Source organism: Amycolatopsis sp. lyj-346 (assembly GCF_046548975.1).
Lineage (GTDB): Bacteria > Actinomycetota > Actinomycetes > Mycobacteriales > Pseudonocardiaceae > Amycolatopsis.
In genome coordinates this window covers 185,967-197,375 of record NZ_JAJPWT010000018.1, presented here as the reverse complement: position 1 = coordinate 197,375, position 11,409 = coordinate 185,967, and the positions used below count along the sequence as shown (strand labels likewise).

Below are 11,409 nucleotides of genomic sequence, written 5' to 3'. Positions count from 1 at the left end.
GGACGGCGTGTCGAGGTCGGTGGCGGTCAGGCGGAAGGCGTCGGCCGTCTCGGTCGCGTCCATGACGAACGGCGCGTACCACTGGTAGTCCATCTCGCGGCAGGCGGCCCCTGTGCCCGAAGGGGTTCTGGTCCGCAACGGCCAGTCGTTCGACGCTGTGGGTGGTGCTCGGTTTGGGATGGGTCTCGGCGGGCCGAGTGACTCGCCTCGCGGGCAGTGCCGGGCGGACGGAACGATCCTGGGAGGGCCGAAATGATCTCGGCCCTCCCAGGACAGTTCGGCACGAGGATCAGATCTTGCCCGCGGCCACGTCGGCGAGGGTCACGCGGGAGGACTTGTAGTTCACCACATAGCGCTTGGCCGAGTCCGCCGAGGTGATCTCCTCACGGATCGGCAGGCCGTTGTCGGCGTTGATGGTGAGGACGTCCGCACCGCCGCCCAGGATGGCGGGTGGCACCGTGAGGGTCAGCGCGGCCTGGCCGTCGACGTTGGTCTTGCCGACGATCATGTCCGGGATGGTTGCGTACAGCTTCAGCACTCCCGCGCGGACCTCCGAGTCGGCGGCGTTGGCGAACAGCGCATGTTCGGCGTTGCTCCACAAGTGGTTGTTGATCAGGTTTTCCAGGTCCTTGCCCGTCGGACGCGGTTTGGGGGCGGGAACCGGCTTGCCGTGCTTGCGGAACATCTCCGCGGTCTCCGCTTGGGCTGCCGCCCAGGCCTTGTCCGCCTCGGCGGGGCTCAGGCCGACTCCCAGAGCATTGTTGGACGCGGTGATCATCGCGATCCTGGCCTTGTCGACGTCGCCGTTCGCGGCGAGACGGGCCGCCGCCATCACCTTCCCGTCGTACGGCGTAGCAGGCTCGGCATGGCCCTTGGCGACTGCGTCCGCCAGGGTCTTCGCCGAGTCGCCCGTGAACTGCCGGCCCTTGTCGGTGTAGAGGGTGTAGTAGAGGTCCGGCTTGTTGTCCGGCCCGAACTTCGTGTTGATGATCAGCGACGCGTCCCCTGGCTGCGTGCCGGCCGCCTTGACCGCGGAGGCCAGCTTCACCAGCGGTGCCTCGACCGCCTGCGGGGCCGCGTCGGACGGGCCGGCCGGGACGCTGCCGCCCGACGTACCCATCACCACAGCCGCCGCGACGGCCGCCGCGCCCACGGCGGCGACGCTGACCTTGGGCCAGGAGAACCAGCGCTTCGGTGCCGCGACCGTGGCCACGGGTTCCTCCATCGCCGTCTGCAGTGCCGCGCGGGCACGGTCATAGGCCTCGGGACCGGGAGACGGCACGTCACGCAGATTCTTCATGAGGTCCATTTCATCCATGGGTCGTCTTTCAGGTTGTCGGGACTTGCAGCAGCGCGACCACTTCGGGGGCTTCACGCAATGCCTTGCGCGCCTGGTGCAACAGGCGGCGGGCCGTGCCGGCCGGGATGTCGAGCACCCGCCCGGCCTCGGCGACGGTCAGGTCCTCCCAGGCGACCAGGCCCAGCACTTCCCGCTCTTCCGGTTTGAGCCGAGCCAGTGCCCTGCCCAGCAGTGCCTGCGTGTCCACGCGGGTATCCACCGCCGGCCAGGGATCCCAGTCACTCGCCACGCCGGTCAGGTCCGACGCCGGCTCCTCGGCAGGTGCAGACCGCCAGTGCCGGCGCAGCCTGTTCAGCGCGACGCCGTACAACCAAGGCCTGGCTTCGGGATACGAACGGTCGTAGTTCGCACGGGACTCGTAAGCCGCCACCCACACATCGCCGAGCACGTCCTCGGCGGCCTGCCGCCCCACTCTGCGCGCCAGATAGTTCCCGAGCGCGGTCTCGTGCCGGCTGATCACTTCCACGAAGGCATCGGTGTCTCCGCGCAGCGACCTGCCGATTAGTTCCGCGTCTGACGACATGAAGCTCCCAGGGTTTCGCTTCGCCCTAACACCCCGTCTTTGCCAACGCGCGCCCAAAGCGTTCAGGTTACGTCACCCCATGACGAACATCGCTGGTCAGGCGACGTGTGCGAGGTCGAGGTCCCTTGCCTTCGTCACCTTGCTGTTGCGCCTCAGGAAGTGGACGGCGTCGCCGATCACGGGGGTGACGCTGGCCGGCGGCCTTCTGCTCATCGGCCCTGCGGGCACCGCATCAGCCGCCGGGCGGCCGCCGCTTCCGGCGCCGCAGCCGGTGGTCCTGGAAGGCTTCGACCTCACCGTCCCGCTGCGGCCGGCTGCCTGCCTGGACGACAGCAGGGACTTCGGAGCGCGTACCTTCCAATGCAACAGGCGCAACTACCAGAACTGGAACGTCCACGTCTGGGGCGACGGCACCCGCCAGCTGCGCAACATCGACACCGGCAGATGCCTGGGCGCCGAGAACTACGGCAGCGGCGCCCGGCACCGCCGAACAGCGGATTGGCCTTGACCGAATCCCTTGCTGGGATGGCACACGGAACCGAGGGACGGAGACGATGTGACGATTTCGCGGCGAGGCGTGTTGCGGTGGGCGGGCGCGGCGGTGGCCTCGGGTGCGGTGGGTGTGGGCGGGGCGGGGGTCGCGGACGCGCTCCCGTCGCGGTGGGAGCGGTTGCGCGCTCGCCTGGACGGTGAGCTCCTGTTGCCCGGTGATAACGGCTATGACACCGCACGGCTGCCGTTCAACTCGCTGTTCGACCATCATCGGCCTGCCGCGATCGCCCGGTGCGTGCGGCCACATGACGTGCAGCGCTGCCTGGAGGAAGCACGCCTATCCCGCGTCCGTGTGGCTGCGCGCGGCGGCGGGCACAGCTACGCCGCCTACTCCACCCCGCACAACGGCCTGGTGGTCGACCTCACGCGGATGTCCGCGGTAGAGGTGCGGTCCGACGGCACTGCCGTGGTCGGCGCGGGTGCACGCCTCGGCCAGGTCTACTCGGCGCTCACCGCCGCCGGCAGGTGCCTGCCGCTGGGCAACTGCCAGTCCGTCGGCATCGCCGGGTTCACCCTCGGCGGCGGACTCGGCTGGACGCAGCGCACGTACGGCCTCGTCTGCGACAGGCTGCGTGCCGCCAGGATGGTCACGGTGGACAGCCGGGTGGTCACCGCGTCGGAAGACTGCGAGTCCGAACTGTTCTGGGCGTTGCGCGGCGGTGGCGGCGGCAACTTCGGAGTGGTCACCTCGTTCGAGTTCGCCACCGCGCCGATGCCCGAGGTGCTGACCGTGTTCCGCGTCCGGTTCCCGGCCGGGTCGGCGGCAGACGTCCTCGGCGGCTGGCAGCCGTGGAGCGTGGCGCTGCCCGACGAGGTGTCCACCTCCTGCGTGGCCACGCCGAACGGCGCGGTGGACGTGTTCGGCTGCGGCGTCGGACGCGAGGGCGTGGTGCTCGCGGAACTCGCCCGCCTGCTCGACGCGACCGGCGTGGACGCACCGATCGAACACGCCGAGGTCGACTACCCGACCGCGACGGCGATCATGACCGGTGGTCAGCCGACCCGCAACGCATTCCGCGCGTCGTCACGGATCGTGGACAGGTGGCACGACCCACAGGCGGTGGCGGACACGGTGCGCGGCATGGACAGCGCGCTGTTGATCCTGGGCGCGCTCGGCGGAGCGATCGACCGGCAGACGCCGACGGACACGGCCTATCCGCACCGCGGCGCACCGACGTCCATCGAGCCCTTCGGCTCCGTCGGCACCCTGCCGCCCGACCAGGTCACACGGGAGGTGGACCAGGTGCAGAAGGCGTTGGCGCGCCTGGTCGGCACCGGCACGTACATCAACTACCTGGACCCTCTGCAGCAAGACTGGGCGCAGACGTCCTACCGGCAAAACCTGCGCCGGCTGCGTGCCGTGGCGCGCCGCTACGACCCGGACCTCGTGCTGCGGTTCCCCCAGTCGGTGCACTGAGCGGTGACGGCACCCTCATCTCGGCGACCGAGGGTGCCGTAACCGTCGATCACAGCTCACGGATGGCGATGTCCCGAACGCCGTTCCGGTACCACCCCGCCGTCTCGAAGGTTACGACGCGACGACCAACCGCCTCGATCCCAATGGCACGTGGATCCACATCGACCAGATCGAGTCCGAGCCTGGCCCTCGGCCCATGACGGCGGGCATCCCCGACAGCCTGAGCGTGGCGCTGGACGACTGGATCTCCTCGTGGGGCACACCCGACGAAGAGATCGCGGATTCCATCGGGTGGTCGGTGGAAAGGGCCGCGACCAAAGGTGAGCTAGACTCAATGACGTGCGGCTCCGCGCTATGACGCCGTCGGACGCTGCTTCGCCTCGCTCTCTCACGCGAGAATTCCGGGAACAGTTATGTCACGCCATCGGGAACGTCGAGCTGGCGAAGGCCCAATGCCTATCGCCGCCGATGCGGCCACCGCGGTTCCGTGCTCGACATCGGAGGGAGCGGGCAACAGGATCGTCGCGTCGCTGCTCCTACCGGCGCGGAGACACAGCGCCGAACCCGTGGTTCCCCTGCCGGTTGCCGAACTGGGCCCGCTGGTGGACGGTAGGTCGGTCACGTTCAGCCTGGTCCGGGTCGGCACGAACGGCGTGGTGGCGGCGCGGTCCCGTTGGAGCCGGAGAACCAGCCGCGCGATCCGCATCATGCCGAACTCACCCCTCCGCGCAATCCAGAGATGATCATCGGAGGGCCAGTCGGTGGCTCGCCTCGACGTCAGGCCCTACAGGTTGCAGCCAGAGACGAGACCGGCAAGCCATCGGGTGCTCCGCTGACCTCCTCGTCGAGGACGTGCAGTTCGAATCGGGCCGTGTCGTAACCGCCGGCTTCCCATGCGAGGTCGCTGTCGCCGAAGCGCCACTCCTCGCCGGTTTTCCGCTCCCTCAGCAACCACGCCACAGCGACCTCCGGCTCCGGCGATCCCGACTTCGGCGTGGCCGAACCTACCAGACGAATAGAACATGCGTTCGAGGCGTGGCGCAACGAGGTCGTCCTGCGATTGCTCGATCGGGGCCGACCTGCTGGTCACGGCAGGTGACCTGCTCGCCAACCTCACCCAGCTCGGACCGCTGGAGCTGGTCATGGCCGAGGGCTGACCATAGCCGCTCCGACGGGGTGACAGACTCGGGCGCGTCAACTACCCCGACGGGAAGGAAGCGCCATGCCGGTGCGGGCGGTTGTTCTCGACATCGGAGAGACCGTGCTCGACGACACGCGCGAGTGGAACGCCTGGGCCGACTGGATCGGCGTCAGCCGACACACGTTCTCCACTGTGCTCGGCGCCGTTACCGCGGCCGGCCGGGACAACGCCGAGACGTTCCGCTACTTCAAGCCGGACTTCGACGTGGCGACCGAGCGCACGCGCCGCGAAGAGACCGGGCACGGGGAGCACATCGACGAAACCGACCTCTACCCCGACGTCCGCACCTCGCTCGCCGAGCTGAAGCGGATGGGCCTGTGGGTCGGTCTCGCCGGCAACCAGACCGCGAAGGCCGGCGATCTCCTCCGCAAGCTCGACCTCCCCGTCGACCAGATCGCAACGTCGACGGACTGGGGTGTGGCGAAGCCTGACCCCGGCTTCTTCGAGCGCGTCGTCGAGATGGCCGGCGTCGCTCGAAACGAGTTGCTCTACGTCGGCGACCACCGTGACAACGACATCGTCGCCGGTCACGCTGCCGGGCTCTGGACTGCGCTGATCCGTCGCGGTCCGTGGGGACACCTCTGGGCGGCGGACCCCGCCGTGCTGGCGAACGCCGACTGGGTCATCGACTCGCTGGCCGAGCTGCCCGGCTTGGTTGCCCGAACCTGATCAAGACACGTCGGCCCACGCCGCGAAGGTCGACAGTTCGTCGCTCACCGTCCGCTGGCCGCGTAGGAGGGACTTCAGCGTCGCCTTGACCCGCGGGTGCTCACGGGTGTGCTGCGGCGCGACGCTCTTGGCCAGCTGGAGCGACGCGAAGGCCTCGTCGAGTCGGCCGACGTCGAGCTGCGCTGGGGCCAGGTCGATGTAGAAGTGAGAACGGCGCTCGGCCGGCAGTTCACGAGGTGGGTGCCAGCCGGTTCCGCGCTGGACCGCCGTCGGGCTGTCCCCCAGCTCCTGCGCGACGGCTACCTCGTGAATCCGGACGGACGCGGGCCCGAACGCCGTGCCGAGGTAGACGCCTTCGGGAACGGCCTCGGCGGCCCGGTATGCCGCCGCGATGTGGTCAGCAGCTTCTTCCGCTTTTCCGTCACGCGCGGAGACAACCGCGGCCCGCATGGCCAACGAGCCAAGGGCGACATCGCTGTCCAGCTTGGATTTCGACCCGGGAATGTGGTCAACGGCGTCGACCAGAGATCGGTGGGCCGCACCCAAGTCCTTGGTGGCGAGGAAGACCTCGGTACGCACATAAGCGACCGCGGCATCGAGAAACGGCCGATCGACCTCGGACGCGGCCAACCGCATGGCGGTGATGATCTGCGCGGAAAGGTCCATGTACCCGTACTTGAAGGCCAGGCCGTCTGCCGCGCGATAAGCCAGGACGAGTAGTTCGGTCGCCTCTCCGCGCTTCCGCTCGTCGGCTGCCGAGTGACGAGCGCGGCCCAGTTCCACCAGAAGATCGGGCAACTCGGCGACCAGCTGCGCGTAACGTGCCTGTAGGCGTTGCTCGGTCGCCTGTGCGACACCCAGCCGCAGGGCGTGCCCCGGCCGAACAGGACCGTCGTCCGGAACGTCACAGGCCGCCAGCGCCCGGCGCAGCGCCGGGACGCCTGCCCGGACAGCGTCGTCCCTGACCTGGCTGACGGGCTGCGGCCGGTTCCCGCGCCGCAACGCCATCTGTTCCTGCCGGGCAGTCTCCAGAAGGAGGCGCAACTGGCCGCCGGTCGCCAACCCGCGGTCCAAGGCGTCGACGAGTTCCCGCGACGGCAGGTTCCGCCCCGACCGCTCGGCCATCGAAACGTAGTTGCGCGTGTAGCCGATCCGCCGAGCCAGCTCGGACTGGCTCAGGCCCACGTCGAGGCGAAGGCGCCGGATCTCCCCCGCGAGGTGGACGGCGGCCGGCCGCCCCTCGCTCCGCTCGTCGTTCACGTCTTCTCCGGTCTGCCGGGACGGGGGTAAATCGTCGTGTTCGTCATTTACCCCCTTCCCGCATCGTAGCTGGTCAGGGTCCCATGGTGATCGATCCGACGCCACAATGCAGGAGGGAAACCGGTGACCACAACCGCCAAGCCGGTGTCCGGCGAAGCAATACCTGATCTGAGGACTGTCGAGGCACCGAGAATCGAACTGACCGTCGGCGCGGCCGAGGGAAGGCACCGATGATGGCGGCTGCGCAGGAGCAGCCGTTGACCATCGGGATCATGGGTCCGCACATGACCGGCAAGAGCACGTTCGTCTCTCGGCTGGCCCTCGAACTCCGGCGCAACGGATACCAGGTCGCCACGATCGCCGCGCTCGTCGAGCGGGCGCAGCGGCTCGGCATGCCAATCCTGCACAACCACACCTGGGCATCCACGATGTGGTTCATCACCCGGGGCATCAGCGATGAACTCGAAGCGTGGGCCCACGCTGACGTCGTGCTGGTGAACGGCGCCGTCCCGGATGCTTTGGCGTACTACCGCGCCGCACTGGAGCATCGTGGTGAGCAGGTTCCGCAGGCAGAGATCGAGCAACTCGAGTGCCTGGTGCGAAACCACAGCGCGAACTACAACCTGCTGTTCCGAACGACGCTCGCGGCCGACGCCTCCATCGACACGACGGAAACGGACGGCGAAGAGAGGCAATTCCGTCACCGCGCGGACCACTGGGTACAGCAGGTAGCGGAAAGCCTTGCAGTCACCATCGTTCCGCTGCCGCCGTCGGATCATGATGCCGCGTTGAATCTCGCGATCAGCTACGTGGGCGAACGCGTGTAGAACCCAGACCGGCGGCGGAGTTGCGTGCCCCGACCCGCAACTCCGCCGCCCTCCAGCCACAGGCAATGAGGACGTCGTGGGCCGCCTTCAGTCCCCGGAAACCAAGCAAGCTGACAAGCCACGATGGCCGACAGCGAATGACTTGGAGCTCGCCGAAGAGCCTCATTACGTCCTCCTCAGCCGCGTTCTTCGTGGCCTGCGCCACCTTCCGAACCTCCAGGAGCAGCCGACCATGAGTACGGCCAGCAACACTCATGCACTGGTCGCGGCGCTCGCCGACATCAGTCCGAACATCGCCGCCGTGAGCGCTCAACTCCGTGATGGCACCGCGCCGGCCGAAGCGTCACGCGCGCTCGCTCAGACGATGACCGATCTGGCGAACTGGCTTGCCTCGCACGCGGACGACGTCTCCGCAGGCATCGTCGCCGACCAGCCGCTCCCCCACAACGCACTCTTCGAGGACGAGATCATGGCACAACCACCCATCCGTCGACCTGCGGCCGTTGCGGTCAGCGCCAGCCTCCGCGATCTCCGCGAGCAGCGGAATATCGGTGTGCGCGCTTTCGCACGCCAGATCGGGGTGCACCCTGGCCAGCTGTCGGGATGGGAACTGGGCAATAACGTGCCACCGGCGACCACTGTGGCGCGGATTCTCGGTTTCCACCGGATCGCAGCGGCAGAGAGCGAGCGAATTCTCAAGCTTGTCGACCTTGCCGCTAACGCGAACATCGTCGACAAGTCGGACTCGCGGATCGTCAATCTCATGTGGGCATACGAGGAGCAGTCAAGCCAGGTTGTGGAGTGGGCACCGACCTACATCCCCGAGTTGCTCCGGACCGCCGACAGTGCGGCTCGGATGTGCGAGAACAGCTTGGCAACACTGGAACACAGGGACCTGGCCACCTTCCACCACAACGTCCGGCAGCAGGCGTTGAAGGAAGGTGCGCGCCGCTACGTCTTCCTTATCGGCGACCAGGTACTGGATCCGCTTCGCGGAGGAGAGCACGAGCAACAAGTCCAACATCTCCGGGCTATGGCACAGCTCCCCTTCGTCACCATCCAGTTCGTCCCCTCACCGATCAGCTCCCAGCTTCCAGCGCCGGGATTCACGGTCTTCGAAGACCTGTCCAAACCGATCGCCGTCGCCCTCAAGCACATCCACTGCGCCTCCTACCTGACCGAAGAGAAGTTGCGGAAGGAGTACCACGCGACGGCAAGAACTCTGCAACGAAGGGCTTTCAGCGCGTCGGAGACCTGCGACATGCTGAACAAATTGCCACAGGTCTGGGCGCGATCATGATCGCGGCCATCTACTTCGACCCGCTTGCGGTACACCCCGTGATCGAAGGCGAGTGGCACCGGATGCGTTCGTCCGAGATTCCCGATCCGGGCCGGACGATCACGATGCTGTGCGGCGCCTCCGGCACCACGAGCTTCAAGCCCATGAGCGAACGCCGCAGCCGCGAAATCCCTCGTCAATGCGTACCTTGCGACACGATTTTCCGCCGGGAGTGCGGAATACCACTACCGAAGGACCGCACCAGCCGCCGCTGAGTGGGCCGAGAGGAACGTTGACATGAGACGTACCGCGTCACCGTGGGCGAGCGGGTGCCACGTCGGCGAATGCCTGCCAGAGAAGGTTCAGCGGATGGTCGTCGGCGTAACGCTGCCGTTCCCCCGCTCGGGCAAAGATGCCCGTGACGATCTCGAGGGCCGGCACGAAGTCGTCGGCGAGATCGATCTTCCGCAGGTGGTCGCCGGAGAGCTTGCCGGCGACGGCAGCGTCGGCCACCCGCTCGCTCTGCGCAGCCGACCGCCATCACCAGCTGACCAGCTGACCAGCGAGATTCTTCCGGCACTGGCCGAGGGCAAGGTCGTGCTCTGCGACCGATACGTGGCATCGTCGCTGGTCCTGCAGGGTCTGGACGACATCCCGCTCGATGTCGTGTGGGCGCTCAACCACGGCGCCTACCGCCCCGACCTCGTGTGTGCGCTCAGCGCTCCTCCCGCGGACATCGAATACCGCCTGCGCGCTCGCGGCGGGCACAGCCGCTTCGAGCGCACGCCCGGGAGCAGCTTCCGGGAGACCTACGGCTATCTGGCGGCCACGACATTCCTCCACGACCAGGGCTGGCCCGTCCGGGTGGTCGACTGCGCCGACGCCCCTCGGACCACGGCTGGCACCATCGTCGACCTGATCCACCGCACACTCACGGAGAGCCTGGCATGCCCCTGACCGTCCTCACCCTCAACGTCGGCAACCCCGCCCTGGAGCGAGCCCGCCGCCAACGCGACTGGCTCGCCCGCCGCGTCGAGGACGTCATCGTCCTCACCGAAACCGGCTCCGGACCCGGCACCCACCTCATCGCCGAGTCCTACCGCGACGCCGGATGGTCGGTCACCTACCCCGAGCACCCCGACAAGGAACGCGGCGTCATGCTGCTGTCCAAGCTCGAGTGCACGATCGACCCCATCGGCGCGGCGATGTCCTATCTGCCCGCCCGAATGTCTGGCATCGCGGTGGACACCGACGAAGGACCCCTGCGCATCCTTGGCGCCTACGTCCCGTCCCGCGACGCCACCGAAGCGAAGACCACCCGCAAACGCGCGTGGATCGAGGCCTTCCACCAGGCCTACGACACCACCAGCGACAACGCCCCCGTCCTCTTCTTGGGTGACCTCAACGTCCTGGAGCCCGGGCACGTGCCGCCTCATCCGGTGCAGTTCGCGCCGTTCGAGACCGCCTTCTACACCGAGCTGACCCACCGGCACGGCCTCACCGACGTCTTCCGCGCGCTGCATCCGACCGCCGTCGAACACAGCTGGGCCCGCCGCACGGAACTCGGCTACCGCTACGACCACGCCCACGCCTCCGCTTCCCCTCCTCGCCCACCTCACCAGCTGCTCCTACGTCCACGACACCCGTTCGGGGAACCCCGCGCTCACAGACCATTCCGGACTCGCCGTCGCGCTGACGCTGACCGCGACCGCGCCGCTGATAGCCTCCGACCCGGCCGCGGACTGCGAGGCAACGCTCTTCTGAACCTGGGTGCTCGTGCCCGGCCGCCACCGAGCTGCCGAGCACGAGGACCTACCGGATGACCGTCGCCAGCGAACCGGCCCTACGGGTCGGCGCCCGCGTCCTGCTCCTCAACAACGCCGATGAGGTTCTGCTCATCCACGCCCGCGACCCCGACCAGCCCGGCCACCACTGGTGGGAGCTGCCCGGCGGCGGCCAGGACCCCGGCGAGAAGCTCGAGGACACCGCCCGCCGCGAGATCGCCGAGGAAACCGGGCTCGTCCTCGACGAGATCGGCCGCAAGCTCTGGACCCGCGAAAGCCGCTTCACCTACCGCGGCCGCGAACACCACCGCCTCGACCACGTCTATCTCGCCCGCACCGACCAAGACGCGCCGCAGGTCGCCCTCCGCCACACCGCCAACGAACGCGCCGGCCTCATCGAACGCCGCTGGTGGCCGACCGCCGCCCTGTCGCAGTGCACAGACAAACTGCTGCCCGCGGAGCTGCCCGACCTACTGCAGGCACTCCTCGACAACCGCTTCCCACTCGCTCCGCTGGCACTCACCGCCTGAGATCGAC

General features: G+C 68.2%; 14 protein-coding genes. 10 read left to right on the top strand and 4 right to left on the bottom strand.

The genetic code is table 11. From position 1 onward, the window contains the following. Positions 1–289 precede the first annotated feature (289 nt). Together ACLJQE_RS37680 and ACLJQE_RS37675 are read right to left on the bottom strand one after the other, a co-directional pair. Positions 290–1,300, bottom strand: a complete 1,011-nt coding sequence (locus tag ACLJQE_RS37680; RefSeq protein ID WP_410644362.1) for a hypothetical protein — start codon at positions 1,298–1,300, stop codon at positions 290–292. Positions 1,301–1,328: 28 nt separating this feature from the next. Continuing rightward, positions 1,329–1,883 (bottom strand): RNA polymerase sigma factor, encoded by a 555-nt coding sequence (locus ACLJQE_RS37675; RefSeq protein ID WP_410644361.1) that lies wholly within the window; start codon positions 1,881–1,883, stop codon positions 1,329–1,331. A gap of 79 nt (positions 1,884–1,962) precedes the next feature. Between ACLJQE_RS37675 and ACLJQE_RS37670 the strand changes: the two genes are divergently transcribed. Continuing rightward, on the top strand, positions 1,963–2,391 hold the full coding sequence (locus ACLJQE_RS37670; protein WP_410644360.1) for an RICIN domain-containing protein: 429 nt from the start codon (positions 1,963–1,965) through the stop codon (positions 2,389–2,391). A gap of 48 nt (positions 2,392–2,439) precedes the next feature. Next, complete coding sequence (locus tag ACLJQE_RS37665; protein WP_410644359.1) at positions 2,440–3,852, top strand: FAD-binding protein; 1,413 nt, start codon at positions 2,440–2,442, stop codon at positions 3,850–3,852. Positions 3,853–4,629: 777 nt separating this feature from the next. Here the strand turns inward: ACLJQE_RS37665 and ACLJQE_RS37660 are convergent. After that, positions 4,630–4,812, bottom strand: coding sequence for a hypothetical protein (locus ACLJQE_RS37660; RefSeq protein ID WP_410644358.1), 183 nt, complete (start codon positions 4,810–4,812; stop codon positions 4,630–4,632). A 62-nt stretch (positions 4,813–4,874) separates the two neighbouring features. Between ACLJQE_RS37660 and ACLJQE_RS37655 the strand changes: the two genes are divergently transcribed. Further along, complete coding sequence (locus ACLJQE_RS37655; RefSeq protein ID WP_410644357.1) at positions 4,875–5,009, top strand: hypothetical protein; 135 nt, start codon at positions 4,875–4,877, stop codon at positions 5,007–5,009. A 65-nt stretch (positions 5,010–5,074) separates the two neighbouring features. Then, entirely contained in the window at positions 5,075–5,722 is a 648-nt protein-coding gene (locus ACLJQE_RS37650) for an HAD family hydrolase (RefSeq protein WP_410644356.1), read from the top strand. Here the strand turns inward: ACLJQE_RS37650 and ACLJQE_RS37645 are convergent, their stop codons facing one another. Next, positions 5,723–6,982, bottom strand: coding sequence for a helix-turn-helix transcriptional regulator (locus ACLJQE_RS37645; protein ID WP_410644355.1), 1,260 nt, complete (start codon positions 6,980–6,982; stop codon positions 5,723–5,725). 257 nt (positions 6,983–7,239) lie between these two features. On the opposite strand from ACLJQE_RS37645, the gene ACLJQE_RS37640 reads away from it, so the two are divergent. The 6 genes from ACLJQE_RS37640 (at position 7,240) to ACLJQE_RS37615 (ending at position 11,402) form a co-directional block, all read left to right on the top strand. Continuing rightward, entirely contained in the window at positions 7,240–7,809 is a 570-nt protein-coding gene (locus tag ACLJQE_RS37640; RefSeq protein WP_410644354.1) for an AAA family ATPase, read from the top strand. Between the two features lie 232 nt (positions 7,810–8,041). Further along, positions 8,042–9,109, top strand: a complete 1,068-nt coding sequence (locus tag ACLJQE_RS37635; RefSeq protein ID WP_410644353.1) for a Scr1 family TA system antitoxin-like transcriptional regulator — start codon at positions 8,042–8,044, stop codon at positions 9,107–9,109. Further along, entirely contained in the window at positions 9,106–9,363 is a 258-nt protein-coding gene (locus tag ACLJQE_RS37630; protein WP_410644352.1) for a hypothetical protein, read from the top strand. The genes ACLJQE_RS37635 and ACLJQE_RS37630 overlap by 4 nt, the downstream gene beginning before the upstream one ends. A 94-nt stretch (positions 9,364–9,457) precedes the next feature. Then, the gene (locus ACLJQE_RS37625) at positions 9,458–10,045 is read left to right on the top strand and encodes a dTMP kinase (RefSeq protein WP_410644351.1); all 588 of its coding nucleotides are present in this window, start codon (positions 9,458–9,460) and stop codon (positions 10,043–10,045) included. After that, positions 10,036–10,911 carry an endonuclease/exonuclease/phosphatase family protein gene (locus tag ACLJQE_RS37620; RefSeq protein WP_410644350.1) on the top strand — a complete coding sequence of 292 codons (876 nt, stop codon included), beginning with the start codon at positions 10,036–10,038 and terminating at the stop codon, positions 10,909–10,911. Before ACLJQE_RS37625 ends, ACLJQE_RS37620 begins: the two co-directional genes overlap by 10 nt. Next, complete coding sequence (locus ACLJQE_RS37615; protein ID WP_410644349.1) at positions 10,908–11,402, top strand: NUDIX hydrolase; 495 nt, start codon at positions 10,908–10,910, stop codon at positions 11,400–11,402. The genes ACLJQE_RS37620 and ACLJQE_RS37615 overlap by 4 nt, the downstream gene beginning before the upstream one ends. Positions 11,403–11,409: the final 7 nt, after the last annotated feature.